Below are 26,396 nucleotides of genomic sequence, written 5' to 3' on the forward strand. Positions count from 1 at the left end.
GTGGCCCCCCGATCCGTTCAGCGGACATGGCTGAGCCCGTGCCGTCGCGCATGGCCGCCAAGACTCCCCCGCATCCACTCACCTACAGCTCGTCTCCCCCTGGACAGAATCACCCTACCACGAGAGTCGGCCGCCTCTCCAACAGAAATTTGCAACACGCACACATCGGGTCCGTGCCGGTCGCGTTGGTTCGCCGGCGCCCCCGGAGCCTCAATGAGGCTCGATGCCGTGATTCTGGCAACACCCAGGCGGGCAGAGGCTGGCGCTGCTCGGCCTGCAGCTGGAGCGCGCAGCCTCGAGGGGAGACGCTGTTCCCGCGCCGACAGCGATTGTGCGCGAAGCAAGCGCGCGAGCTCTGCTCCAGGGCGCTCCTGGAGGTGAAACGCAGGTGGATGTGAGGTAAGGTGCTGAGGAGGCAGGTAGCAGGGAAGCAAGCTGGCAGGGAAGCGAGGGATCTGCGCCGCAACGTACAGCAAGCCCGAAGGAGGATACCCTGTGTGCTCTGTACCTCTTGGCTCAGATGCCCTGTGTTCGAATGCCTCCACATCACGAAGTCAGGGATGAGCTTGGGAGACGCGGAAGGGGGCCACGCCCGACGGCTGTCACGGGTCCGGCGAGCGCGAGCGAGGAAGACGGAAACAGCCCCGCTCGAGCTCGGCCGGTTGTTCGGCCGCTCGCGACGTCGGCCAGGCAGGACCTGCAGGGGATCGCCGGGCGCGCGCGCGGCGCCATCCGCGCCTGCTTACCAGGTCACCGTGTCGTTCAGCGTGAGCGTCCCCGTCGCAGGGGTGCCCATCGTGCGATTGCCGCCGCCCGACAGGTTCTCCCACGTCACGCTGCCATTGGCGTTCTTGCGATAGTACTTGTACTGCACGGAGCTGCTGGCCGGCACGTTGACGCGGTTCTTCCACACCGGGTAGCTGTTCATATTGGGCGCGATCGGGACGACAGCGACCGGGACGCCGAGGTCGGTGTTCCAGTTGCCCAGCGCCGCCGTGTTGCCGGTGATATACACGTGCTGGCCGACCACTGTGTGCGCTGTCACGTTGACGGAGACGCCCACCTCGCCGGCCGCGGGCTGCACGACGCAGGCGTTGTAACGGCCGCAGACCACCGACGGGATGTCGACCACCTTGCCCGCACGGATCGACGCCACAAGGCTGATGTACTCGCCCATGGCCCAGTTCAGCGGGCTCATCGACCGCGTCGGGGTGCCGGCCGTGGCGCCCGGCGGCAGATCGACGTCCCATCCCGTGACGAGCGTCGCCTCGCTCCATACCTGCTCGGGGATGAAGCCCTGCGGCGTCGAGAACGCCTTCACCGCCGTCAGGAACGGGGTGCCGGCGCTTCCCAGCCCCGTGCTGGCGATATTGAACATGCCGCGCTCGGCGGTGAAGATGGGCCACAGCCGGCCACGACCGGTGAGACCGTCGTAGCTGGCGCCGCCGATCTTCTCGCCATAGCCATCGTAGTTGTAGCGGAACCAGGCCTCGCCCTTGCCCGCGATGGTCCGCTTCAGGATGGCGTCGTACTCCGGCAGCGTCGCGACGATCGACGGATCGTCCGGCCGCTTCACGCCCATCCGCACGAGCTCGAGGAACCCGCCGTCGATGATGTACCGCTGGTCGTGCGTGCCGCCGCCGTTGCCGTGCGTGACAGGGATGGCCGCGTCCGGTCCGGACACCGGGTTGTAGACCTGCGGCCCGGCGCCGGAGTTCCCCCGCGCCGACGGGTTGATGCGAATATAATACTTGCCGTCGCCGTGGGGTCCGGTGTTGGTGAACGTCCACCTGTCGACGCTCTGCTGCCAGTAGTCCGCGGCGGCCATGTAGCGGGCCGCGCTGGCGGTGTCGCCGTTCGCGCGGGCGATCGTCGCCGCGCAGACGAGGCCCGCGATCTCCGCGGCGATCGTCGACGGCGAGTACCCGTAGTTCTCCTCCCAGCGCTCCTGCTGGGTATACGGGCCGACGTTGACGATGTAATCGGCGGTCTTCTTGATCTTGGGCCACAGCGGGTTGTACACCGCCGCGCCGAGCCGCCAGGCGAGGATGATCGGCATCGCCTGCTCATCCATCTGCGTGCCTTGCCAGTACTGCCAGCCGCTCACCCAGGCGTTCTGCGGGAAGCGGCCGACGCGGCTGTAGCCCTGCGGACAGCCGGGCGCGTTGTACTCGCCGACCCCGCAGTCGCTCGTCTGCTGCAGCGTGTTGAACAGGTAATTGACGACCGACGTGCCGGCCGCCGTGTCGCCGGCCGTCACCAGCGCGCCGGCGAACTTGAACAGGTCGCGCGGCCAGACCAGGTGGTAGCCGCCGTTGTTGCTGTCGCCGCTGCTCTCGCCCCAGGGCGTGCCCATGCCGGCGATCATGGCGCCGTTCGACTTGTCCTGGATCGTCTTGAGCGCCATCGCCGCGAGGTAGTACTGGTCGTCGGCGGTGCCGCCCTGGCTGTTGAGCCCGCTCGTGTAGCTCTTCCACCCGCTGTCGTACGTGGTCTGCAGGGTGGCGAGGTTGCTGCCGAGGGTCGCGTTCGCGGTGGTCGTCGCCTCGCTCTCGGTGGCGCCGAAGGCGAGGACCACGTCGAACGAGACGCTGGTGGCGGCGCTCGCGCCGAGGTCGATCCAGCCCATCTGCGCCACGTTGCCGCCGCTCGCGGCGTCGTTGCGCCAGCTCATCGTCTTGTCGCTGCTGCCGCCGAGCAGGTCGGTCCAGCCGTCCGTCTCGCCGACGAAGCCGCTCGACACCATCGGCAGGCCGCCCGCGCCCGCCTTCCACGACCGCGTGATCGCCAGCGCCGAGGCGCGGCTGTTCTCCGAGGCGACGAGCATCGTGCGCGCCCCGGCCGTGACGGTCTTCGACGAGTCGCCGGCCCCGGAGTTGTCCATCGCCGGGTTGTGGAGCAGGTAGAGGTTGAACTGGGTGACGTTCCTGCCGTTCAGCGCGTCGAACTTGACCCGCTGGATCAGCGCGTTGCGCCCCGGATCGGTGAAGATGGTCTTGGTGATCCGCCAGTTGTGGCCGCTGTTGGTGGTCGTCGCCTGCCACCGCATCGAGCGCTTGTCCGGCTGGGTGACTGTGTAGCTCTGCTGCTTCTCCTCGTCGACGAACGTCTTGGCCGTATCCCCCACCAGGAACTGCAGGTCGACGGTGTTGACTGTGTCGAGCACCGGGTAGAACACCTCGGACACGATGCCGCGGTGACCGGTGAAATAGACCCTCGACGCCGCTGTCGTCGACGTGCCGAGGAAGGACTTGTCGGCCGGCCCCCACACCGAGGCTGCCCCCGAGCCCGCGGCGAGCGCCTTCAGGCGCTCGGGCGGGGGCGAGCCGCCGCGCCCGAACGGGACGGCGGACTCGCTGAGGATGGGCTCCTCCGCGTCGAACGCGCAGCCCGCGAGCCCCAGCGCCAGGAGAAGAATTGTAGTACCACAAGAAATCCGCATCCGCATCACGCCATCCCCTTTCGATCGGGCAGCCGCCGCGCGAGGCCCCCCGCGGCTACCGTAAGCCAGCGACTTCGTTGATGTTTCCACGTGGCGCAGTCGGTCCGCGGCCCGGCCCCCTGCGCTCTGCTCGCTCCTGCGCCGCATGGAACGCTGACGATATTTCAGCTTAGCACGCCCTCTGTTCACGCTCGCGCGCCGCGATGCCGGGCTCCTGGCAAGGGCGCCGACGATGCGGCTTACGCACCGTGTCGACGCGGCGGGGCGCCTCTCGTACCTTCCCCGGATCGAAGCAGGCAACGTGGATCGACGAAGGAGCATGGGAATGCGACGAAGGGCGTGGGGCGGGCTCGGGGCGATCGCGCTGGGGCTGGGCGCGTGCTCCGAGACTGTCGTGGACCCGAGCGGAGGCGGAGCGGGCGCCGACTCACCTGCCGCCGACGGTGGCGGCGCCGCGGCGCCCGCCACGGGCGGAGGGGGGCACGGCGGCGGCGTGGAGCTCCCGGTCGGCCAGTGCAGCCCGCCGGTCGAGGCTCGGCCGTTCGACAAGGGCATCTGGACGCTGGAGCTCAACTCCATCGCATTCGACCGTTCTGGCAACCTCGGCATGACGGGGATAGCCCAGACGCGCGTCGATCTCGGCGGCGGCGAGCTTCAGCCCGGAGGGGGCATGGATGTCATCGTGGCGAAGTTCGATGCCGCGGGCAACCACGTCTTCAGCAAGGTCTTCGGCAATCGAAGCGACCAGCGCGGCGACAGCATCGCTTTCGACTCCGGGTGCAACATGATCCTCGGAGGCACGTTCGCGGGCGCGATGGACCTCGGTGGCGCGACGCTCACCGGAGAAAGATCCCTCTTCGTCGCGAAGCTCGACAGCGCCGGCAATCACGTCTGGAGCAAGCGGCTCGGCGGCGCATCCGAGTTGGATCCGCTTTCCCTTTTCGTCGCCGTCGACCCGACAACGGATGATGTGGTTCTCGCAGGGCACTTCAAGGGGATCATCGACTTCGGTGGAGCGTCGTTGACGAACGCGAGCGACGGCCGGCGGCCCGCCTTCGTGGCCAAGCTGAACGTCGCCGGGCAGCACCTGTGGAGCAAGCAGCTCGTCGGCACCGTGAACGTTCGTGGGCTGGGCGCCGACTCCTCCGGAGATCTGATCATCGCGGGTGAGCAAGGCGGCTCCGTCGACTTTGGAGGAGGTCCGCTCGGACCGGACGACCGGCTCGCTCACGGGCTGTTCCTCGTGCGGCTCGACGCAGCGGGAAACCATCGCTGGAGTAAGCGATGGGAAGCGAACAACACCGGAACCAACATGAAGGGTATGGTGATCGACGTGAGCGGCGCCGCGCTCATCGCGGGCTCGACCGAGTGCGGCCTCGATCTAGGCGGTGGCCGCTTGGAGACCGTCGAATGTCGGCGTAGCGCGTACGTGGCCCAATTCGACGTCGAGGGCGCCCACCAGCTCAGCCGGCTCCTCGGCAGCAGCAAGCTTTCGGGAGCCGAGAGCCTCGGAGTGGATCCCAGCGGGAGCGCCTTCATCGCGGGCATGTTCGGCGGGACGATGGACCTCGACGGCGAGTTGCTCACCGCGGACGCGGAGGACGGTGCAGGATTCGTGGCGCACCTCACCGAGGATGGCTCCGTCTCGCGGAGCAAGATGATCGTCGGCCAGCTCGATCAGCTTCATCGGATCGCCGTCGACCCCGAGGGAGATGTCGCCGTGCTGGGTCGAGCATGGGAGAGTGTCGAGCTGGAGAGCGGCCCGCGGCTCGGTCGCGGCGACTTCGTGACGAAGTTCGACATCGCAGCGCCATGACCCGGTAGCCGCGACGCCGCTGGGCGACTATCCATCGGCCCGCCGAGTCCATGCACCTTCCCCAAGAAGGCTATTGCACACATATGTAATCCGCATCACTCTCCACTCGATCAGCATGGCAGGTTAGTGTCGCGTCCAGCGTGCGCTCCGTCCGCAGAGCGGCGAATCGGTTGGAGTGTCGGCACGGGGCTCATGGTGGTTCCCGGCGCGGACCAGCGGAGCCATGCTTGTTCCTGCTCTGCGCTGCCTGCACTTCCGCCTTAAAATCTCCCGATCGCCTTGCCATTCTATCAACGGTCGAAGCAGGTACAGTAGGTCAACGAAGGAGTCCTGGGATGCGACGAAAGATGTGGATAGGGTTCGGTGCGGTCGTGCTGGGGCTGGGCGCGTGCTCCGAGACTGTCGTGGACCCGAGCGGAGGCGGAGCTGGCGCCGAGCAGGCTACCGCAGGCGGTGGCGGCGCCGCGACGCCCGCCACGGGCGGAGGGGGGCACGGCGGCGACGGCGGCGCGGAGCTTCCCGTCGGCCAGTGCAGTCCACCGGTCGAGGCGCAGCCTTTCGACAAGGGCATCTGGACCCTGGAGCTGAACTCCGTCGCGTTCGACCGCTCTGGCAACGTGGGCGTGACGGGGATAGCGCAACCGCGCATCGACCTCGGCGGCGGCGAGCTGAAGCCCGGAGGGGGCATGGATGTCATCGTGGCGAAGTTCGATGCCGCGGGGAACCACGTTTTCAGCAAGGTCTTCGGCAACCGAAGTGACCAGCGCGGGGACAGCATCGCGTTCGATTCCCGGTGCAACATGATCCTTGGAGGATCGTTCGAAGGCGCGATGGACCTCGGCGGCGCGACGCTCAGCGGAGGCAGATCCCTCTTCGTGGCGAAGCTCGATGGCGCCGGCAATCACATCTGGAGCAAGCGGCTCGGTGGCGCATCCGGGATGGATCCCCTCTTCCTCTCCGTCACCGTCGATCCAACGACGGATGATGTGGTGCTCGCAGGGGAGTTCGAGGGGACCATCGACTTCGGTGGAGCGTCGTTGACGAACACGAGGGACGGCCAGCGGCCCGCCTTCGTGGCCAAGCTAAACGCTGCCGGGCAGCACCTCTGGAGCAAGCAGTTTGTTGGCACCATCAGCATCGACGGGCTTGGTGTTGACGCTTCTGGAGATGTGATCATCTCGGGCGGTCAAGGTGGCTCCGTCGACTTCGGAGGAGGTCCGCTCGGACCGGATGACCGATTGGCTCTCGGGCTGTTCCTCGTACGGCTCGACTCTGTGGGAAACCACCGCTGGAGCACGCGATGGGAATCAACCAACACCGTGACAAGAATCAAAGGCATGGGGATCGACGCGAACGGCGACGCGCTCATCGCGGGCTCCACCGAGTGCGGCATCTATCTGGGCGGCGGCCTGCTGGAGACCGATGAATGTCGGGGCAGCGCGTTCGTTGCAAGGTTCGATGCCGAGGGCAGCCACGAGTTCAGCCGGCTCCTCGATAGCAGCGAGGGTTCCGTTGCGCAGAGCGTCGGAATGGATCCCAGCGGAAACGCTTTGATTGCGGGGCTGTTCGGCGGGAGGATGGACATCGAGAGCGGAGAGCTCACCACGGATGCGGAGGGCGGAGCCGGCTTCGTCGTGCAGCTTTCTGCGGATGGATCTATCTCGCAGAGCAGGACCATCGTGGGTAGCCTCAAGATGCTTCATCGGCTCGCCGTCGATCCCAACGGGCACGTCGCCGTGCTGGGAAGAACGTGGGACGACGTCGATCTGGAGAGCGGACCTCAGCTCGGTCGCGGCGACTTCGTGACGAAGTTCGACATCGCAGCGCGATGATCCGGTAGCCGCTCGCCGCTGGACGTCCCCGCATCGCCCAGCACGAGTCCGTGCGGATCCAAATAGCACAAATCCAACTATTTTGTATTATTGATCGCCATGTTACTCGTCCGTCCGCTCGGTAAGGGTGGCCGATCGAGGGAGCGTCGCGTTCGGCGCGCTTTCGCAGCGCCATGCCCGCGCGGAGCTGCGCCTTCGCGCATCCGTCGATGCCGACGAAGCGCAGCGTCCCTCGAGGAGAAGAACATGCCCAAAGTCTATGTACCGCTCGCAGTCATGGTGCTCTGTCCCGCGCTCGCAGGTTGTGGCGCCGGCGAAACGCTGACAGACGACATGATGATGGTTGGCGAAGAGCCGCTCGGGACCACGGCGCAGGCGCTCGTGCGGACGAGCCGCACGTTCAATAAAATTTCCGCGATCAGCGGGGACAATACCGCTCGCAAGGAGCACTGCGCGGTCGAGAACGGACAGTTCGAACTGGAGGACGGTGTGGCGGTCGGAGCCGACGTGTTCCGGGAGAATACGCAGGTCCTGCTCAGCGACAGCAACAACACGTTGCGCGGGCTGTGCACGGTCACCGGGCAGACGTCCCCGGGCGATTCGAGCTACTACATGGCCACACAGGGCTCCATCAATGGGGGATTCGAGGCGCGCTTCGGGTCCCCGACCCCGAGAACGGGCATCACGGTGAGCAACAGGTGGAGCACGACCGCGCCGCTCCACGCCATTGCCGAGCCCGCCGCCGCGCTGGCAGACCTCACCACCGACACGGCCAACAAGATCATGGACTTCAGCGATCGTGCTCGGGACGCGGGCACGCGAGGCGTCCTCTACGCGGCGGATCACCCGTTCGAAACCGGGAGCTTTAACCAGATCCAGTACATCCACGACACCCTCGATTACCAGAGCTGGGACACGGTATGGGCCCTCGGCGTGCAGAATCAGAGCGCCACCGCGGACGCGGCCTTTCACATCACGGCGGCGGACATCAGCGGCCTGAGCTTTCCGCAGCTCGGCGCCTTCATGGCGTCCAAATCGGCACGACTTCCCTACGCCGCGGCATTTCACGGCTTCGATGAAGACAACCTCGCCTGCAATAAGTACGAGCTGAAGATCGGCGGCGGTGTCGAATCGGACTTCCGCCGGGGCGTGGGCGAGATTGTCAAAGAATACGTTGGGAGCCCGGCGTCGCCGAGCGGCATGAACATCGGTTACTGGGACGACGGGACGTGCCCGCTCAACGGCGAGGTCGACGACAACTTCATCAACCGTGTCACGAAGGGGAATCGTGGGCTTCAGCTCGAGCAACGGTCTGACATGCTCAACCCGATGCCCAGCAGCTCAGCCTGGCGCAACGATGTCGCCGAGGCCACGAAGTCCGTCTACGACTGCCTCCTCGACGCGAGCGACGACAGCGACAGCACGGCGTCGACGTCGTTCATGCTCTCTGGGACCACGACGACCTACGGCACGACGGGCGTCGCTTGCCCGAGGTGGATCGGCGAGATCACGTTGAGCACCAACGCATCCCCGGCGGTCTACACGATGACCGCCGGCGCGCTGCTCGATACCTGCGAGGTCGGCGCGCACGCGCACGTGGACATCTACAAGAAGAACGGCGATGGCGCCTGGGTCCGCACCGGCGGCGGCCGGGTCCAGTACGAGAACGTGAACGGGAGCTGCGTGGCGAACGAGAAGGGCTGGAACGGAGGCGGCCAGCTCGACGAGCCGTCGTGGGGCTGGCGCCCCTCCGGGCCGGATGAGCTAGGGAGCGGTACCTACCGCGCGGTCGTGCGGGCGACGAGGGCGAGCGGGGCTCCTGCCAAGGCGTTCTTCAGGATCCTCTCCCTGTGACATGACCTCATGAGCCAACCACCTTGCGCCGCGCCGCCGCGTAGCGCCTCACCAGCTCATCCGCGATGACGCCGCTCAGGATGACGGCGCCGATGACCGCGAACTCGATCTGGGTCGGGACGCCCAGCATGTTGATCGCGTTGCGCAGGACCTGCATCAGCGCGGTGCCGAGGATGACGCCCATCACCGCCCCCTCGCCGCCGCGCAGGCTGAAGCCGCCGAGGACGGCGGCCGCGATCGCGTAGAGCTCGTAGAAGTTGCCGAAGTCGACCGGCTGGGCCGAGTTGACCTCGAGCGCGAACAGCATGCCCCCGAAGCAGGAGAGCAGCGAGCAGAGCACATAGGCGAGGATCGTCATCCGGTCCGTATCGACCCCGCTGTATCGGGCCGCCTGCTCGTTGCGGCCGAGGGCCATGAGATAACGACCGTAGATGGTGCGGTTCAGGAAGATCGACGCCGCGATTGCGATGGCGAGGAACAGCAGGAACGGCATCGGGATATCGATCCACGTGATCGGCGCAAGGCGCGTCCTTACGCCGGTGAACGGGTGCACCGCGTAGGGGCTGAACCGCCCCTCGGAGATCCACGAGAGGAAAGGCACCGGGACGGAGAACGGAGTGCCGACAGCGAGGTAGCGCAGCGACTCGAACCCGACGCCGAACCCCTGCGTCTGGTCGCCCGCGATGCCGCGGGCCGTCCCCCGGTAGAGCAGGAGCCCGCAGAGCGTGACGACGAACGGCTGGAGCCGGAGCTTCGTGATGAGCAGCCCGTGCGCGAGCCCGATGCACAGGGAGATGCCGAGCAGCAGCGGCACCACAACGGAGGCCGGCCAGTGATGGACGGCGAGCAGCCACGGCAGCATGCAGCCGGCGAGCGCCACGACGGAGCCGATCGACAGGTCGATGCCGCCCGTGATGATGACGAAGCCGGCCCCGATGCTGAGGATGCCGAACAGCGCTGTCCGGCGGATCAGGTTCTCGAGGTTCTCCGCCAGCAGGAACCTGCCGTTCATGAGCGCTGTGCCGAGCGACACGGCGAGCAGGAGCCAGAAGACGCCGAGCACCTTCCGCCGCGTCGTCGGCGCGAGCGGCGCGGGGGGCTCGGCGCCCGCCGCCCGGGGATCACGTGTCGTCGTCACAGGCATGCTCCTCTGACCTCGCACCTCGCACCTCGCACCTCGCACCTCGCACCTCGCCACCGCCTCGAGCGCTCCGGCTCAGGCCGCGACGCCGCTGCCTGTCGCGAGCTGCAGGATCGCCTCCTCGCTCAGCGCGGCGCGGCCGAGCTCCCCGGCGATGCGCCCCTCGTGCATCACCAGCGCGCGGTCGGACATGCCCATCACCTCTTCCATGTCGCTCGACACGAACAGGGTGGCCATGCCGCTCGCGGCCAGCCGCTCCATGAGCTGGTAGATCTCGTGCTTCGCCCCGACGTCGATGCCGCGCGTCGGCTCGTCCAGGAGCAGCACGCGCGGCGACATCGATAGCCACTTTCCGATGACCACCTTCTGCTGGTTGCCGCCGGAGAGGTGCTGCGCCGGCTGCACGTCGTTCGGCGTCCTCACGCCGAGCTCGCGGACGATCTTCGCCGACATCCGGCGCTCGCCCGCCCTGTCGAGGACCCCGCGGCGCTGCGTCCTTTGCAGGCTCGGGAGGCTCACGTTCGCCCGGATCGCCATCTCCAGGATGATGCCCTGTTGCTGGCGATCCTCGGGGACGAGGCCGATCCCGGCGGCGATGGCGTCGCGCGGGGTGCGGGGGGTGAGCTCGCGGCCCGCCACGCGGATGGCGCCCCCGGCCGCCGGCGTGACGCCGAACAGCGCCCTCAGCAGCGACGTGCGCCCCGCGCCGAGCAGCCCCGCGACACCGACGATCTCCCCGGCGCGGACGGTGAAGCTCAGCGCGTGCTCCGGGTGCCGCGCCGTCCGGAGGCCGGAGACCTCCAGCACGGGCTCGCCCGGCGGGTGCGGGACGTGCGCATAGAACTGCGAGAGCTCGCGCCCCACCATGAGCCGCACGATGCGCTCGTGGCTCACCTCGTCGCGCCGCAGCTCGCCGGCGTTCTCGCCGTCGCGCAGCACGAGCACGCGGTCGCACAGCGCCTCGACCTCGCCGAGGCGATGAGAGATGTACACGACGCCGATGCCGCCCGCGCGGAGCTCGCGCACGACCTCGAAGAGGGCCTCGGCCTCGTGCGGGCACAGGCACGACGTGGGCTCATCCATGATGAGCACCCGGGCGTCCGCCGACAGCGCCTTCGCGATCTCCACGAGGTGCCGCTGCCCGAGGGAGAGGCCGCCGACGAGCGCGCGCGGCGACCCGGAGAGGCCGACCCGCGCCATGATCGCCCGCGCCTCGCGCTCCATCCGCCCCTCGTCGATGAAGCCGCCCCGCCGCGGCTCGCGGCCGAGGAAGATGTTGGCCGCGATATCGAGGTTCTCCGCCAGGTTGAGCTCCTGGTGGATGAGCGCGATGCCGCGGGAGAGCGCCTCTCTCACGGAGCCGAGCGCGACGGGCCGCCCGTCGAGGGCGATCTCCCCCGCGTCGGGCGCCTCGACGCCGGCGAGGATCTTCATGAGGGTGCTCTTGCCGGCGCCGTTCTCGCCGACGATGCCGAGCACCTCGCCGCGGCCGAGCGTGAGGTGAACGTCGCGGAGCGCGAGCACGCCGGGGAAGCGCTTGGTGAGCCCGCGCGCTGCGAGCAGCGGCGTCACGCCTGGGTCGGGCGGGGAGGACGTCATTCTCACGAGGGGTCGCCGGCCGTGGCAGCGCGCCGCGCGGGCGCCGCGCCCGGGTCGGGCGAGGATGGCGTCACTCGGGCTTCGCCGCCTTCAGCTTCAGATCCGCCCAGAACTCGGGGAGGTTCGCCTTGCGGATCTGCCGGGCCGGCAGGGAGATGAACTTGCTCGGGGGCACCACCGAGTCGTCGCCCCGCACGAGCGCCGCGAGCACGCGCACCGACTCCTTGCCATACATGTACGGGTTCTGCACCACCGTGCCGACGACCTCGCCGTCCTGGATCGCGCGCAGCGTCGCGTCCTGCTCGTCGAAGCCGACGACCTGGATCGAGCTCATCTTCCCCGACTGCTTGAGCGCCTCGAGCAGCGCCGGCGTGTGGTACGCGTTCAGGCCGATGAGCCCCACGAGGTCCGGGTGCGCCGACATCATGTCCTCGGCGTTGCTCTTGGCCTTCGCCGCGTCGATCTGGTCGGTCAGCGTCGCGACGATCGTGTACTTCGCCCCTTTCAGCACGCCGTTCAGCGGGTCGTTGCCGCCGCTCGTGTCCTGGCGGTCGAGGAGCTCGTCGAGCACGCCCTGCCGGCGCTTCCTGGCGTTGTCGCCCTCGAGGCGCCCGACGAAGATCGCCACCTTCCCGCCGCCCGGGATCGCCTCTTTCACGAGCTGCCCCGCCATCCGGCCAGCGACGTAGTTGTCGATGCCGATGTACACGATGCGATCGCTCTTCGGCGCGTCCGAGTCCTGCGTGATGAGCTTGGTCTTGGCGGCCGCCTTGTTGAGCAGCGGGACCTGGTTCTCCGCGTCGATCGGGCTGATCGCGATGCCGTCGACGCCGCGGATGAGCAGGTCCTCCACCCGCTGCATCTGGTCGTTGACGTCACTCGGCATCACCACGCTGACGTCGGCGTTGTACTCCTTCGCTCCGTCGATCACGCCCTTCTCGGCGATGGTCCAGAACGGCGCGACGCCGTTGGTGATGTAGGCGAGCTTCGGCCTGGCGCCGGGCGCCGGCGCCTCGCTCCCGCTGCCGCCGCTGCTCTCGCAACCGAGGGCCGCGAGCCCCGCCATGCAGATCCCGACGACGAACCGACCGACGCTCTTCAACATCCCCTCACCCCTCCTGCTGCGAGAAGCCGCTTTGGCCCGGCCGATCCGCGCCTCGTGTCAGCGCGCGGTCAGCGCGAGAGCGCTACCGCGATGGAGCACGACCCCCCGGCCAACTCGCGACCTCATCATGCGCGATCCGCCGCGGATGTGTCCACACGATTCGACGCCGCGCGCGCTCGGGCAATCGCGCGCTCGGGCAATCGCGCGCTCACGCAGGGCGCTCACGCGAGCACGGCGCCCTGGCGCCCGACAGCGTAGGCGATCCCGCTCTGCAGCGTCCCGCGGATCACGATGCGCGTCATGTCGACGTCGAGCCCGACGAGCGCGCGCGCTACCTCGCCGCGAATGCCGGTCAGCACGGCCTGGGCCCCGAGCAGGCGGAGCGCGTTGGCCGCGTTGATCAGGGCGTTCGCCACGCGCTCGTCGACCGCCTTGATCCCCGTCACGTCGATGATGACGACCCGGGCGCGGCTCCTCGTCGCGCCGTCGAGCAGCGTTTGCAGCACCTCCTGCGCCCGCTCCTCGTCCAGCGTGCCGATGAGCGGCATCACCATGACGTCGTTCGTGATCGGGACGAGCGGCGTCGAGAGCTCCGCGATCTTCTCGCGCTGGAACCGGATCACCGCCTCGTGCAGCTCGGCGCGCGACCGCTCGGCGCGCTCGCGCTCGCCGAGCTCGTGCAGGAGGCGCAGGTTGGTCTCCTTCAGCTCCTCGCTCTGCTCGCAGAGGCGCGCGTTGGCCTGCGAGAGCTCCTCGGTGCGCTGCTTCACCTCCTGCTCCAGCCGCTCGTTCGACCGCCGGAGCTCCGCGCTCACCGCCTCCAGATCCGCGTAGAGCAGGGCGTTCTCCACCGCGACAGCGGCCTGGGACGAGAGGAGCCGCAGGAGCTCGATGCGATCGGCGGTGAACGCGTGCTCGGCGACGTGGTTCTCCAGGTACAGCACGCCGCTGAGGCGGCCTTGATGGAGCAGCGGCAAGCCCAGGATCGACTTCGGCCGGCGCGAGCTCACGTGGGGATCGCCGGCGAGGCGCGGGTCGTCCTCCGCGCGCCCGATCACGACCGCCTCGCGCGAGCGCGCGACGTAGTGAACGACAGGGCGGGCGAGATCGAGGCGCTCCTCCATGGGCGTCGAGAGCCCGAGGTGCACCGCGTCGGGATCGACCGAGATCATCGCCTCGACCGTCAGCCCCTCGCCGCGCGCGAGGATCAAGAACCCCCGGCTCGCGCCTGCGCTCTTGATCACGTTGCGAAGCACCCGCTCGATCACCTTGTCCAGCACGATCTCGCTGGAGATCGCCTGGGCCGTCTGCAGGACCGCGGCGAGATCGCAGACCTCGCCCGCGGCGAGCCCGCCGAGCGCCGTGGCCGTCGCCCCGGAGGACGTCGCGAGGCCCGCGGGCAGGCCGAGGGCCGGCGAGACGAGCGGCGCGAGCTCCTCGCGCAGCGCCTCCACCTTGGCGCTCGCCCCCCAGCGCTCGTAGAGGTACATCGCCCTGCGCAGGAAGATGCCCGCGAACTCGAGCCTCCCCTGGGCGAGCCAGAACCTGCCGTAAAGCTCGTTCCCGAGGGCCTGGTTGTTGATGTAATCCGCCTGCCGCGCGGCCTCGATGCCCCGCTCGTAGAGGTCCATGGCCTCGGCCGTCCGCCCCTCGACGCGCGCCTTCTCCGCGAGCAGGAGGGCGTGCTTGTGAAGGACGTTGTCCGGCCCGGCGTCGGCCCAGCGCTTCATCCGCCCGAGGAGCCGCTCGATGTGCTCCCCGTGCTCCTCCCGCTCGGCGCCGCCGGCGGCCTCCCAGGCGGCGATCCGCATGAGCCCCGCGTAGAACGTCGCCTCTGGCACCTTGGCGTGCGTGGGCAGCGCGGCCTCGATGATCGCGAGCTTCGGCATCAGGTCGGCGAAGCTCGCGCGGTCGCCGAACAGATAGGCATTGCGGATCTTGGCGTAGGTGAGCCACCCCATGTGGTAGGGCGAGCCGCCGTGCTTCTCGGTGTACGCCGCCTCGTCGAACGCCTCGTCATCGAAGCTGAGCCGGCTCTTCGTGAGCCCTTGAAGGCACTTGATGGGCTGGATCACGCCCGCAAGGAGGATGTCGATGATATCGTGGCTCCTGGCCCGCTCCAGGAAGGCGAGGTGCACCTCGGTCAGCCGCGCGAGCTCCGGCAGGGCCATCCCGTAGGTGAGCCGATCCGAGCCGCTCTGGCTGATCATGTACCCCATGGCCGTCCAGTCGCCGGCCTGGAGCCCGAGATCGTAGACCCGGTCGTAATACGGATCTGCCCGCCGCAGGGGCTGCGTCCAGCTATGCACGTCCGCGGAGAAGATGTGGTATGTCTTGGCCCGGAGGACGAGGTTGTCGAGCTGGTCGGCCAGCTCGATGGCCATCTTGCCGAACCTGTAGGCCGTCGCGTACTCGCCGAGCAGCGGGCCCACCACCATCCCGTAAGCGACGTATCCGAAGGCGGACATATCGCTGTTGCCGTGCTGCAGAGAGAGCGTCACCATCTTCACGATGGCGAGGTTCGCGAGCGTCTGATCGCTGGAGTTGTACGCGCCGAAGAACAGGTTGACGAGGAGCTCCAGCGTCATCGGGTGCTCGGGGCTCGTCGCCCTCGGGGCGTGCGCGAGCTCCTCGATGCTCCGCCCGCCGAGGAGGACGGGCACCGCCGCGAGCTCCTGCTCGAGCAGCGCGGCGACCTCGGCCCTGTCCTCGGGGATCGGGCACCCGAGGAGCCGGAGGCCGGCCTTCTGCACGAGGGTCGCCTCGTGGTTGCGCCACTGGAGCAGGTACTGATTCGCCTGGACGAGGTGGATCGACACCTTGTCCATCGCCGTCCGGGCGCGCGCGAGCGCCGCGGTACAGAGCCGCTCCGCCTCGTCGAAGGCGCCGCAAAGCGACTCGACCTCGGCGCGCTCCCTGTGGAGCGCGAGGGCGAGGTCGTAGTGGTCCTCGAAGCCGCCGCCCGGCAGAAACCCCATGCCCGCGCGGAAGTAGCCCGCGGCGGCCTCGTAGGCGGTGGCCGCCTTGGCCCTCCTGCCGGCGGCGAGGTTCAGCTCGGCGGCCGTGGCCCGCTCCTCCGGGGAGCTCACGAGGGGCGCCGCGATGTTGAAGTGGTTGACGATATCGAACATCGCCTCGTCGCGCGCGGCGCCGTAGCTGCTCGCGAGCATGAGCCGCCCGATCCGGAGGTGGGCCTCGCGCTTGCGGTCCTCGTCGATGAGCGAGTAGGCCGCCTGCTGGACGCGATCGTGCAAGAAGCGGTAGGTGACGCGCCAGTCGACGGCGCCCCGCGCGTCGTCGTCGGTCGCGTGCGCGAGGCGGTAGTCGGCGTCCACCGGCGAGATCAGGCCCTCTTGCAGGATCTTCCACAGCGCGGCCACGGTCTCGTGCGGGGGCCGCTCGCTGATGACCGCCAGCGAGCGCAGGTCGAACTCGTGCCCGATGCACGCCGCGAGCTTGAGGACGCGCTGGAGATCGGGCTCGAGCTCCGCGAGCCGGCGCGCCATGAAATCGACAACGTTGTCCGTCACCGTGCGCCGCCGGATGCGGTCGAGGTCCCACGTCCACGCGCCCGCCTCGAAGCGGAGCAGGCCCTCGGCGTGGAGCGCGCCCAGGAAGTGCCGCACGAAGAACGGGTTGCTCCGGGTCCTGTCGAACACAACGCGCGCGAGCGGCTCGACCTCTTCCCGCGCGGCGGAGAGCGTGTCCGAGAGCAGATCGAGCACGTCGGAGAGGGCGAGCGGCTTGAGCTCGATCTCCCGCAGCTTCGCGCCCGCCTTCTCGATCTCGCCGAGCGCGACGCGCAGCGGGTGGGCCGCGTAGATCTCGTTGTCACGGTAGGCGCCGAGGACGAGCAGGTGCGCGCGCTCCGGATCGGAGGCGATGACCTGGAGCAGCTTGAGGGAGGCCGGGTCGGCCCACTGCAGGTCGTCGAGGAAGAGCACGAGCGGGTGATCGACCCGCGCGAACACGTGGAGGAACGCCTTGAAGACCGCGTGGAACCGGCCCTGAGACTCCGCCGGCCCGAGCGGCTGGACGGGGGGCTGCGGGCCGATGATCCACTGGAGCTCCGGGATGAGATCGATCAGGAGCTGGCCGCTGCCGCCGAGGGCGCGCTCGAGCGCCGCGCTCCACCGCGAGAGCTGCTCCGGCCGCTCGGTGAGGATGTGGCGGATCAGCTCGCGGAACGCGCGCGCGATCGAGGCATACGGGACGCCGCGGTTGAGCTGGTCGAACTTGCCCGCGGCGAAGTAGCCGCCCCGCTGGGCGATGGCCTTGTGGATCTCGTTCACGAGGGCCGACTTGCCCATGCCCGAGTACCCCGACACGAGGAGCAGCTCGCGCTCGCCCCCGGCGGCGCGCTCGAAGGCGGCGAGCAGCGCGCGCTCCTCGTCGGCGCGGCCATAGAGCTTCTGCGGGATGCGCAGCGTGTCGGGGATGTCGCGCTGCCCGAGCGCGAACGGCGCCACGGCGCCGGTCGTCGAGAGCTGGCGCAGGCACGCGTCGAGGTCGGCCACGAGCCCGAAGGCGCTCTGGTAGCGGTCCTCCGCGTTCTTGGCCATGAGCTTCATCACGATGCGGGAGACCGCCTCGGGGATCCCCGGGGCCCGCTCGGACGGGGGCACCGGCGTCCTCGCGATGTGGCCATGGATGAGATCCATCGGCTCGCCCTCGGCGAACGGCAGCGCGCCGGTGAGCATCTCGTAGAGCGTCACGCCGAGCGAGTAGAGATCGGTGCGGCGGTCGATCACGCGGTTCATCCGGCCGGTCTGCTCGGGCGACATGTACGCTAGCGTCCCCTCGAGCGCCTCGGGGCTCACCGCCTGCTGCGTCTCGTGCGGCAGGAGCGTGGCGATGGTGAAGCCGACGACGTGGACCTCGAGCGTGTCGGGGTCGACGAGGAGGTTCTGCGGCTTGATGTCCTTGTGGATCACCTTGCGGCGGTGGATCTCGTCGAGGATCCGGGCGGCCGAGCGGGCGATCGTCAGCGCCGCCTTGAGCTCCAGCCGCCCGGCGCGCAGGATGTCGTGGAGCGTCGTGTCGCTCGGCCGCTCGAGCACGAGGGCGAGGCCGTTCTTGTGCTTCTCGATCCCGTAGGCCTTGACGACGCCCTCGACGTCGAGCTCGCGAAGGACGTTGTACTCGTGCCGGAGCGAGGCCAGCTCGCGCGAGCTCGGGAACTCGCTCTTCAGGACCTTGACGGCGATGGGCTTCCAGTCGTCACCCCATGTACCCTGGAATACATCGATGCTCGCATCGCTGTAAATCTTCTGGCCTACGGTATACGTCGCGGAGAGCATCTCACCTCGCCAGGGTGCTGGGCCGCCCGAGACAGCCGGGGACGGCGGCCTCGCAGAATCGCACCCCTGGCGGATCCTGTCTAGGTTGGGCGCCTCACACCGACGTCCTGCTGCCCTTCCAGAGCGCGGTCCACGAGCGCCCCGCCTTCGCGGCGGCCGCCGGGGCGGCCTCGCGCGCGCTCTCCGCGGCCGGCGGGTCCTTGTGCGACTGGCTCTCGAGGAACGTGATGAGGCGCTCGCGGAGGGGATAGTACATTGGGTCCTCGAGCACCGCGTTCCTGTCCCGCGGGTGCGGGAACGGGACGGCCAGGATCTCGCTGACCCGCGCCCCCGGGCCGCTCGTCATCATCGCGATGCGGTCCGACAGGAACAGGGCCTCGTCCACGTCGTGCGTGACCATCAGCGCTGTCTTCTGGTCCTCGGCCCACAGGTCCATCAGCACCTCCTGGAGCTCGAACCGGGCGAGCGGGTCGAGCATGCCGAAGGGCTCGTCCAGGAGGAGCATCCTGGGCGACAGCGCGAAGGCGCGCGCCAGCCCGACCCGCTGCTGCATCCCCGAGGACAGCTCCCGCGGCTTCTCGTGCATCGACGACCCGAGCCCCACGAGCTCCAGGTAGTGTGTCGCGATCGCGAGGCAGTCCTTCTTGCTCTTCTGCCGGTGGACCTGCTCCACCCCGAGCAGGACGTTGTCGAGCGCCGTCATCCAGTGCAGGAGGCAGGGCGACTGGAACACGACCCCTCGATCCGGGCCAGGCCCGCGGATCTGCCGGCCCGCGAGGACGATGCCGCCGCTGGTTATCTCGCTCAGGCCCGCGACCATCGACAGCACGGTGGACTTGCCGCAGCCGGAATGGCCGATGAGCGACAGGAACTCTCCTTTCCTCAGGTTCAGGTCGAAGTTGCGGACGACGACAGCGGGCCCGTCCGGCGTGGGAAAGGTCTTTGTGATATTCCAGATCTCGAGGTACTTCTTCATGCGACCGCCTCCGACGCCCGCGCCGCGCCGGACGCGCTCGTGCTCGCGCCGGGCTCGGCGCCCGGGCCGAGCAGGTAACCGATGACAGCGCCGCGGATCTCCTTGAAGCGCGGATCGTGGTTGATGGCCTTGCGATCCCGCGGGCGATCGAGATCGACGACGATCCCGGGCCCCAGCGTGGCGCCCGGCCCCTTGCTGAGCGGGAGGATCCGGTCGGCGAGGAGGATGCCCTCGTCCACGTCGCTTGTGATGAGGAGCACTGTCTTCCGGGTGGCCCGCCAGATCCGCGCTGTCTCGTCCTGCAGCGTCGCGCGCGTGAGGGGGTCGAGCGCGCCGAACGGCTCGTCCATCAGGAGGACCTCGGGATCCATGGCGAGCGCCCGCGCCACCGAGGCCCGCTGGCGCATGCCGCCGGAGAGCTGCGCCGGCCTCTTGTCGCGGGCCGCTGTGAGCTTCACCATCGCGATGGTGCGCTCGGCGTGCTCCCGCTTCCGCGCCGCGGGCCATAGCGAGAAGACCTGGTCCACGGCCAGGTAGACGTTCTCGTACACCGTGAGCCAGGGCAGAAGGGAGTTGCTCTGGAAGATGACGCCGCGGTCGGGCCCCGGCCCTTTCACCTCGCTCCCGTTCAGCTTCACCACCCCGGTGTCGGGCCGGAGGAGCCCGGCCACGAGCGACATGAGGGTTGTCTTCCCGGCCCCCGAATGGCCGACCACGGCGACGAACTCGCCTTGTTCGATCTCCATGTCGACGTCCCTGAGCACCTCGGTGCGGCTGGCCCCGGCGCCGTAGCTCTTCCCCACGTTGCGCAGCTCGACGAGCGGCATCGGGCTCACCCTCCCGCCAGCTTGAGCCTGCGCTCGACGAGGCTCATGAGCGCGTCAAGGAGGAAGCCCACGACCCCGATCGTGAGGATGCAGAGGATGACGTGCTCGTAGATCAGGCTGTTGTACTCCTGCCAGAGGAAGCCGCCGACCCCCGGCGAGCCGGTCAGCATCTCCACGGCGACGATGACCAGCCAGGCGATGCCCAGGCTGAGCCGGAACCCCGTGAACATGTACGGCAGCGCGGCGGGGAGCTGCACCTTGAACAGCGTCTTCGTGGGCGAGAGCCGGAGCACCCGCGCGACGTTCATGTAGTCCTGCGGGATCGAGCGCACCCCGAGCGCGGTGTTGAGGACCGTCGGCCACATCGAGCACATCGCGACGGTGAAGACGCCGGCCGGGTCGGGCTTCTGGAAGAGCACGAGTCCGAGCGGGAGCCACGCGAGCGGCGAGACAGGGCGGAGGATCTGGAGGATCGGGTCGAAGCTCGACCTGAAGAGCTTCGACGCGCCAAGGAAGAACCCGATGGGCGTCCCGAGCAGGATCGCCAGCGCGTAGCCCTTGGCGACCCGCTGGAGCGAGTACCAGGTGAAGCGGAGGATGCCCTGATCGAGCTCACCGCGCTTCTCGAACGGCTCGAGGATGTAAGGCCTGCTCACCTCCCACGTCTTGAGCGGAGAGGGCAGCGTCTGGGCCCACAGGCTGCTCGCGGCAGCCCACAGCCCGATCACGCAGGCCACCCCGAGGAGGGGCAGGAGCACGTGGTCGACTCGGATCCTGGGAGAGCTCGCCTTCGCCTCGCTCATGCAATACTCCTTCATCGCCCCGCCGCCGCGCTGTCCGGCGGCGCCCGGCGAGGTGGGGTCATCCCTGCTGCTCGTGGAATCGCCCTGTGGTTCGACAAGGAGGCAGTCAGGTCAGCGGCGAATCGGCGCGATCGCGCGCGATAGCGTCACCTGTGTGAGCCCAGGATGGCCTCAACCCCACATGGGCCCACGATCTTCCAAGGACCATGCATGGGCGCACGTTTCATTGCAGTTTCTACGTTATATTTTTTCGGCGTTCGCACATTCGCAATGCACAGGCCCCAAGGACATGAAGGGCGCGCCGCAGCGCGGTCGCCGCCGGTCCCGCGGCATCGGCTCCACCGGGCCCGCCGGCGGGTCCGGGTGCGTTATTTGCCAGGCCGCAGGGGAGACGGTAGCCTCCGCGCGACGCCGGTCATCGCCGCGCGGGCCGGACAGCGTGATGCGGTACGGAGAGGGATCGAGATGAGGAGCGGGTCCGCGGCGTGGGTCGGGGCGGCGGCGTGCCTCCTGGTCTGCGGGTGCACGACGGTGGCCGGCCTGGACAGGCCCTATCACCTGCAGCCGGACGGCGGGGCCGGCGGAGCGGGCGGGGCTGGCGGGAGCGCCCCCGCGGACGAGCGTTGCGACGTCGAGGCGAGCGCGGGGTGCGTCTACGATCGGTGCGGCGCCGTCCCCGAGGGCGCCCCGGCCGGCGTCTACACGCTCGATCCCGACGGGGCCGGCCCATCGGGGGCGCTCCAGGTCCACTGCGGTGAGCCGGCGGACGGCGGGCGGTGGGCGCTCGTCTTCAACAGCGTCGGCGAGCTGGGCGGGCCGACGCTCGCGTTCTGGAAGATCCTGTATGCCGACCGGCTCAGCCCCAAGGGGGAGCCGTCGCTCGACAACAACCATTACCAGCCTGGCCTGTACATCCCCGGCCGGGAGTACCGCGACGAGATCGAGGACATCCCGGGCACCGTCGTCGAGGTGCTGCGCGCGAACGCCGAGGGCATCGATCCCGAGACAATGCAGCTCCTCACGCCGATCCGCCTCTCCGGGGGCGAAGACAACCTGTTCGACTGGCAGTTCGGCACCGGGTGGGCGTCGGAGGACTTCGACAGGGACACCAAGGGCGACGGCAACTGCGCGAGCGCGTTCGCGGGCGTCGCGCAGCACTACGGGAACTGCTTCGTCTACAGCCTCGGCGCGGACGGGGACGAGGACGAGTCGGTCACCGACGACGACTGGGGCCCGCACCTGGAGACCGTTGTCGCGACGTCGTACGGGCTCTCGAACGACGGCAGCCATTACACGCGCGTGAAGCGGATCTCCCGCTGGACTCGCTGGTGAGCGCGCCCGGCGCGCTCGGGCCGGGTGTGCCGCGCGCCGGGCCGGGTGCGCCGCGCGTCACGCCGGGTGCGCCGCGCGTCACGCCGGGTGCGCCACGAGGGGGAGCGACGTCACCCCGCGGACGGAGATGGATCGCCGCCACGCCGCCGGCCCGGCCTCGGTGAAGCGACGGACGCGCGGCAGGAGCGCCGTGAGGTCGTCGGCGAAGAAGCGCACGCGCGCCTCCAGGCGGGCCATGGCCGCGGGCGCGAAGGCGCGGTTCACGAGCGAGCGCAGGCGGCCGTGCGCCGGCGGGTCGAGGACGATCATGGAGTCGCCGAACGGGTTGTGCCCGAGCCACGGCGGCTTGGTGGCGGCGCGGAAGCCCTCGGACGAGAACAGCTCCGTGTCCTTGAGGACGGCGATGACGTCGTCGTGGCGGGTCACCGCCCAGAAGTCGCCCGGATCCACCTGGCACACGGGCGCGTCGCGCCGCAGCGCTGCGTAGGTGGGGTACGGGTCGGCGAGCATCGCGGGGGACATCAGGTTCAGCCGTTCGCTCATGGGTCGAGGACCTCCCGGGCGGGTCAGGGATGGAGCGGGCATGATGGTCGCCTGCAGCGGGGGCGCGCCGCAAGCGGAGGGCTCCAGCGCGGGCGGCGCCGGTCGCCAGGACGCGCCGGATCGACAGGGTTGAAGGAGCTCCCTCCCCGGGTCAGACAGCCTCGATGAAGCGCAGCACCGCGGCGCAGAACGCGGCCGCGTCCTCCTCGGGCCACATGTGCGTTGCCCCGGGGACCACCAGGTGCTGCCCGGGGATGCAGCGGGCCGCCGCGCGGGAGACAACGCCGAACGTCGGCCGGGAGAGCTCGCCGTGGGCGATGGTGACCGGCACCTTCAGGCTGGCCAGGTCGACGCAGGTGATGGCGGGCGGCTGGGGCTGCGACAGGAGGAGCGGCATTGTCCGCGCGTTGTCCAGGTTGATGGCCTGCCTCTCCGCGGGCTGAGCGGCGAAGTACCCCTCGCGCTGGCCCGAGCCGTCGAGCAGGAGCCGCACGGCTTCCTGGAGCTCACCGCGCTCGACCGCCCCGAAGACGGGGCCGAACATCGCTTTCACGTCGTCGCCGAGCGCGCTCAGCTCGGCGGGATCGGTCACGTACGAGGGCACGCCCGGCTCGTGGATGAAGGCGCTCCTGATCAGCTCGGGATGGGCCAGCGCGGCGGTCAGGACCCCATGGCCGGCGTAAGACCACGCGACAACGTGCGCCGGGCCCGCGCCGAGGCCGCGGAGGAACGCGACAAGGTCGTCCGCGTGCGTCTGCACGCCGAACGGGGGCCAGCTCGAGCCCCACGCGCCGGTCCCGAAATAGCGCTGGCTGTACGCGATGGCCCGGTGCCGCTCGCCCACGATGGGGAGATGGCGATCCCACAGGCGGTGGTCCGAGACCGCCCCGTGCAGGAACACCACCGGGGTGCCCTGGCCTTGCTCCACGTAGGCGAGGCGGGCTCCGTTCACCTCCACGAACCGAGGCGCCTGCGCGCCGTCCGGGCCGCCGTGGCCCACCAGGGATGCTGCTGCCATGGGCACGCGGCGATAGTGCGTGCGAGCGCGCGGATCAACGCCGCCCGCCCCGTTGACCTGGGACGGGAGGGCGCGCGAAGATCCGGCGATCCCTTTGCACCACCGCGCGACACGCTCTCTCGCCGCACTCCTCGCGCTCGCCGCGGGCGCCTGCTCCCGAGGCCCCGCGCCCAGCGCAGACGCGGGCGCCGCCCCGGCCGGCGCGGGCGCCCCGGCCGGCAGCGCGGGCGCCCCGGCCGGCAGCGCGGGCGCCCCGGCGGCCGCGCCCCTGCGCGCGCCGGTCCGCGAGGGCGGCGCGCTCGCCCGCGCGGCGCGCGAGGACGCGCTCTACGTGGCCGACGAGGACCACGGCGTGGTGCGCGTCGTGCCGCTGCCGCTCGACCCCGCGCGGCCCGGCGCAGGCGTGCCCGCGCCGGGCCGGCCCGCGCAGGTGCTCGCGCTCGGCGGGCGCGGCGAGCCAGAAGCGCGCGTGCTCGCCACGGTGCGCGACCCGGGGCTGCTGCTCATCCTCCGGCCCGACGCGGCGGCGGGGCTCGTCGAGGTCGGCCGCGTCGCGCTGCCCGCGGACGCGTGGGGCATCGCTGTCACGCCCGACGAGAAGACAGCGATCGTGACCTCGGCGTGGACGCACAAGGTCTCGGCCGTGGATCTCGAGGCCGGCAAGGCGCGGTGGACGGTCGACGTGGCGCGCGAGCCGCGGGGCGTCGCCGTGCTGCCCGACGGCAGCGCCGCGTACGTGAGCCACCTCGTCGGGGCGGATCTCACGCGGATCGACGACCTCGGCGGGGCGCCGAGGGTCCGGCGCGTCGCGCTGCCCGCCTCGCCGCTGCGCGCGCCGTCGGGCGAGCGGCTCGCGGCGTCGCTGGGCTACGCGCTGGCGCTCTCCGAGGACGGGCGGCGCCTGTTCGCGGCGCGGCACGCGCTCGGCGCCATGGGCCACGCCGCGTGGTTCGGCGCCGCGACGGTGGACGTGCTGCTCACCGGCCGCGACGAGCCGCTCGCCCCGCCGCACCACGGCAACCTGCCGGTGCTCCGGTCCGCGTTCGCCGAGCAGGTGATCACGCCGGAGAGCGTCGTCACGCTGCCGGGCGCGAGCGTCACGCCCGTCACCCAGCCGCGCGCCGTCGCCTACCGCAAGCGCGCGCGCACGCTGCTCGTCGCGGGCGAGGGCGACGATCTCGTGCTCGAGGTGGACGCGACAGCGGTGGATCCGACGCTCGCGATCGTGAAGAGCTACCCGGTAGGCGGCCGCTACGACCCGCACATCCGCGTGGCGGGCACCTGCGGCGCGCCGACGGGCCTCGCGCTGTCCGCGGACGAGGCGACGGCGTGGGTGTTCTGCCGCTCGACCGGGGACGTGGCGGCGATCCGGCTGCACGATCCCGCCGCGGGAGCAGAGGGAACGGCAGCCGCGGCCGGCCCGGCGGGGACGGCGGCCGCTGCGCCGCCCGCCGAGGGGCCGGCGGCGCTCGTGCACCTCGCCGACGATCCGCTCGGCCCCGAGGTCGCGAAGGGCCGCCGGCTCTTTTACAGCGCGCTCGACACCACGGTGAGCGGCAATCTCGGCTGCGCGGGGTGCCACCCGGAGGGGCGGGACGACGGGTACGTCTGGCGCGAGGCGACGTTCAGCACGGCCGACGGCGAGCACGCGAACTTCGTCGGCAGGCCGGAGAACATTCCCGAGGTCGCGAAGAAGAAGGGGTATCCGCGGCGCACGCCGATGCTCGCCGGCAACGTGGGCGCGGAAGGGCCGTACGGGTGGCACGGCGAGGACGAGGATCTCCGCGGGAGGCTCCAGGCGGGCATGGGGCTTCACCGCTGGGGCGGGCTGCCGATCGATCACACGCCGGCCGGGCTCGCGGCCCGGGCCACCTACCTCACGATGTTCCTGCGCCGGGGCCTCGTGACGCCGCCGCGCGCCGACGCGACGGCCGACGAGCGCGTGAAGCGCGGCCGGGAGATCTTCCACAGCGACGAGGCGAAGTGCTCCCGGTGCCACGTGCCGGCGAGCGATTACACGGATCGCACGCCGTACCCGATGCCGAAGCGGCCGCCGCCTCCGGGCTATGACGACGATCCGCGCCCCGAGTACAAGACGCCCTCGCTGCGCTTCGTGGGAGGGCGGCCGCCGTACCTGCACGACGGCCGGGCGGCGACGCTGGCGCAGCTCATCGAGCAGAACGCCGACTGGATGGGCAAGACGAGCCACCTGTCGCCGGAGGATCGGGCGGCGCTCGTGGCGTTCCTGGAGACGTTATGAGGCCGCGCGCCGCGTTGCTTGTCGTGATGGCCGCCGGCGTTCTCGGCGTCCTGGCTGCGGCGCCCGGGGTGCCCGTCGCGCAGCCGAAGGGCGCGCCGCAGGCCAGCGCGGCCAGCACCGACGAGGAGCGACCCCTCGACGCCGAGCCTTTCCCGGCCGAGCCGTCCAGGCAGCCCACGGCCGCGGAGTGGAAGACCGCGCCGCGCGTCCGCCTCTCGCGCGCCGGCCCGGCGGCCGCCGGCTGCCGCGCTTACCGGATGAGGGAGTGGCTGCGCATCCGCTGCCCGGAGCTCACCGTCTCGGCCATGTCGCTGCTCGGCGGCAAGACGGAGGGCGTCGCCTTCTGGATCGATCCGCCCCGCGGCGGCAGCGAGCTCCCCCGCGGGGGCGAGGTGATGTTCCCGCTCCGCCGCGGCGATCGGCGGGTGATCCAGATCCTGACCTTCGGCCCCGGCTACGACGGGCCGTTCACCTTGTTGCCGGCGATCGTCGTCCAGGAGCAGTGGCTCGACGACGAGCCGGCTCCGACCGTGACCGCCTCCTAGACA

The 26,396-nt window shown here is 70.0% G+C and carries 16 protein-coding genes; 6 read left to right on the forward strand and 10 right to left on the reverse strand.

From position 1 onward, the window contains the following. Positions 1 to 742 precede the first annotated feature (742 nt). Complete coding sequence (locus WMF42_RS20725) at positions 743 to 3,442, reverse strand: glycoside hydrolase family 15 protein (RefSeq protein WP_437694316.1); 2,700 nt, start codon at positions 3,440 to 3,442, stop codon at positions 743 to 745. A gap of 493 nt (positions 3,443 to 3,935) precedes the next feature. Between WMF42_RS20725 and WMF42_RS20730 the strand changes: the two genes are divergently transcribed. The 3 genes from WMF42_RS20730 (at position 3,936) to WMF42_RS20740 (ending at position 8,944) form a co-directional block, all read left to right on the forward strand. Further along, entirely contained in the window at positions 3,936 to 5,258 is a 1,323-nt protein-coding gene (locus tag WMF42_RS20730; protein ID WP_437693758.1) for a hypothetical protein, read from the forward strand. Between the two features lie 335 nt (positions 5,259 to 5,593). After that, a complete protein-coding gene (locus tag WMF42_RS20735; RefSeq protein WP_437693760.1) occupies positions 5,594 to 7,090 on the forward strand; it encodes a hypothetical protein in 1,497 nt (498 codons plus the stop codon). A 246-nt stretch (positions 7,091 to 7,336) separates the two neighbouring features. After that, positions 7,337 to 8,944 (forward strand): hypothetical protein, encoded by a 1,608-nt coding sequence (locus WMF42_RS20740; protein ID WP_437693762.1) that lies wholly within the window; start codon positions 7,337 to 7,339, stop codon positions 8,942 to 8,944. Positions 8,945 to 8,951: 7 nt separating this feature from the next. Here the strand turns inward: WMF42_RS20740 and WMF42_RS20745 are convergent, their stop codons facing one another. The 7 genes from WMF42_RS20745 to ntrB all read right to left on the reverse strand — a co-directional run bounded on the left by WMF42_RS20745 (position 8,952) and on the right by ntrB (position 20,695). After that, a complete protein-coding gene (locus tag WMF42_RS20745) occupies positions 8,952 to 10,088 on the reverse strand; it encodes an ABC transporter permease (RefSeq protein ID WP_437693764.1) in 1,137 nt (378 codons plus the stop codon). 72 nt (positions 10,089 to 10,160) lie between these two features. After that, positions 10,161 to 11,684: a sugar ABC transporter ATP-binding protein gene (locus WMF42_RS20750; RefSeq protein WP_437693766.1), complete on the reverse strand. Its 1,524-nt coding sequence runs from the start codon at positions 11,682 to 11,684 to the stop codon at positions 10,161 to 10,163. Positions 11,685 to 11,754: 70 nt separating this feature from the next. Next, complete coding sequence (locus WMF42_RS20755; RefSeq protein WP_061610298.1) at positions 11,755 to 12,789, reverse strand: sugar-binding protein; 1,035 nt, start codon at positions 12,787 to 12,789, stop codon at positions 11,755 to 11,757. A 221-nt stretch (positions 12,790 to 13,010) separates the two neighbouring features. Next, positions 13,011 to 18,089, reverse strand: coding sequence for an AAA family ATPase (locus WMF42_RS20760; RefSeq protein WP_437693768.1), 5,079 nt, complete (start codon positions 18,087 to 18,089; stop codon positions 13,011 to 13,013). A 94-nt stretch (positions 18,090 to 18,183) separates the two neighbouring features. Next, positions 18,184 to 19,065, reverse strand: coding sequence for an ABC transporter ATP-binding protein (locus tag WMF42_RS20765; RefSeq protein ID WP_061610296.1), 882 nt, complete (start codon positions 19,063 to 19,065; stop codon positions 18,184 to 18,186). Beyond that, a complete protein-coding gene (locus WMF42_RS20770; protein WP_061610307.1) occupies positions 19,062 to 19,892 on the reverse strand; it encodes an ABC transporter ATP-binding protein in 831 nt (276 codons plus the stop codon). The genes WMF42_RS20765 and WMF42_RS20770 overlap by 4 nt, the downstream gene beginning before the upstream one ends. A gap of 5 nt (positions 19,893 to 19,897) precedes the next feature. After that, on the reverse strand, positions 19,898 to 20,695 hold the full coding sequence (gene ntrB / locus WMF42_RS20775; protein ID WP_437693771.1) for a nitrate ABC transporter permease: 798 nt from the start codon (positions 20,693 to 20,695) through the stop codon (positions 19,898 to 19,900). 465 nt (positions 20,696 to 21,160) lie between these two features. Here ntrB and WMF42_RS20780 point away from each other — a divergent pair, with 465 nt between their 5' ends. Further along, a complete protein-coding gene (locus WMF42_RS20780; protein WP_437693773.1) occupies positions 21,161 to 22,027 on the forward strand; it encodes a fibrinogen-like YCDxxxxGGGW domain-containing protein in 867 nt (288 codons plus the stop codon). Between the two features lie 78 nt (positions 22,028 to 22,105). On the opposite strand, the gene WMF42_RS20785 is transcribed toward WMF42_RS20780, so the two are convergent. Together WMF42_RS20785 and WMF42_RS20790 are read right to left on the reverse strand one after the other, a co-directional pair. Beyond that, positions 22,106 to 22,570 carry a cytochrome P450 gene (locus WMF42_RS20785; protein ID WP_199693413.1) on the reverse strand — a complete coding sequence of 155 codons (465 nt, stop codon included), beginning with the start codon at positions 22,568 to 22,570 and terminating at the stop codon, positions 22,106 to 22,108. A gap of 151 nt (positions 22,571 to 22,721) precedes the next feature. Continuing rightward, complete coding sequence (locus WMF42_RS20790; RefSeq protein ID WP_437693775.1) at positions 22,722 to 23,588, reverse strand: alpha/beta fold hydrolase; 867 nt, start codon at positions 23,586 to 23,588, stop codon at positions 22,722 to 22,724. 94 nt (positions 23,589 to 23,682) lie between these two features. Here WMF42_RS20790 and WMF42_RS20795 point away from each other — a divergent pair, with 94 nt between their 5' ends. Further along, positions 23,683 to 25,848: a hypothetical protein gene (locus WMF42_RS20795; RefSeq protein ID WP_437693777.1), complete on the forward strand. Its 2,166-nt coding sequence runs from the start codon at positions 23,683 to 23,685 to the stop codon at positions 25,846 to 25,848. Then, positions 25,845 to 26,393, forward strand: coding sequence for a hypothetical protein (locus WMF42_RS20800; protein WP_061605374.1), 549 nt, complete (start codon positions 25,845 to 25,847; stop codon positions 26,391 to 26,393). The genes WMF42_RS20795 and WMF42_RS20800 overlap by 4 nt, the downstream gene beginning before the upstream one ends. Positions 26,394 to 26,396: the final 3 nt, after the last annotated feature.

Source organism: Sorangium sp. So ce176, assembly GCF_051519835.1.
In the GTDB taxonomy this organism is placed as follows: domain Bacteria; phylum Myxococcota_A; class Polyangia; order Polyangiales; family Polyangiaceae; genus Sorangium; species Sorangium cellulosum_G.

Excerpts from the sequence above, each read along its gene's own strand:
- WMF42_RS20760 (WP_437693768.1), bottom strand. The coding sequence starts at position 18,089 with ATGCTCTCCGCGACGTATACCGTAGGCCAGAAGATTTACAGCGATGCG.
- WMF42_RS20735 (WP_437693760.1), top strand. The coding sequence starts at position 5,594 with ATGCGACGAAAGATGTGGATAGGGTTCGGTGCGGTCGTGCTGGGGCTG.
- WMF42_RS20755 (WP_061610298.1), bottom strand. The coding sequence starts at position 12,789 with ATGTTGAAGAGCGTCGGTCGGTTCGTCGTCGGGATCTGCATGGCGGGG.
- WMF42_RS20765 (WP_061610296.1), bottom strand. The coding sequence starts at position 19,065 with ATGAAGAAGTACCTCGAGATCTGGAATATCACAAAGACCTTTCCCACG.
- WMF42_RS20785 (WP_199693413.1), bottom strand. The coding sequence starts at position 22,570 with ATGAGCGAACGGCTGAACCTGATGTCCCCCGCGATGCTCGCCGACCCG.
- WMF42_RS20725 (WP_437694316.1), bottom strand. The coding sequence starts at position 3,442 with ATGCGGATTTCTTGTGGTACTACAATTCTTCTCCTGGCGCTGGGGCTC.
- WMF42_RS20770 (WP_061610307.1), bottom strand. The coding sequence starts at position 19,892 with ATGCCGCTCGTCGAGCTGCGCAACGTGGGGAAGAGCTACGGCGCCGGG.
- WMF42_RS20750 (WP_437693766.1), bottom strand. The coding sequence starts at position 11,684 with ATGACGTCCTCCCCGCCCGACCCAGGCGTGACGCCGCTGCTCGCAGCG.
- ntrB (WP_437693771.1), bottom strand. The coding sequence starts at position 20,695 with ATGAGCGAGGCGAAGGCGAGCTCTCCCAGGATCCGAGTCGACCACGTG.
- WMF42_RS20800 (WP_061605374.1), top strand. The coding sequence starts at position 25,845 with ATGAGGCCGCGCGCCGCGTTGCTTGTCGTGATGGCCGCCGGCGTTCTC.
- WMF42_RS20780 (WP_437693773.1), top strand. The coding sequence starts at position 21,161 with ATGAGGAGCGGGTCCGCGGCGTGGGTCGGGGCGGCGGCGTGCCTCCTG.
- WMF42_RS20790 (WP_437693775.1), bottom strand. The coding sequence starts at position 23,588 with ATGGCAGCAGCATCCCTGGTGGGCCACGGCGGCCCGGACGGCGCGCAG.
- WMF42_RS20740 (WP_437693762.1), top strand. The coding sequence starts at position 7,337 with ATGCCCAAAGTCTATGTACCGCTCGCAGTCATGGTGCTCTGTCCCGCG.
- WMF42_RS20745 (WP_437693764.1), bottom strand. The coding sequence starts at position 10,088 with ATGCCTGTGACGACGACACGTGATCCCCGGGCGGCGGGCGCCGAGCCC.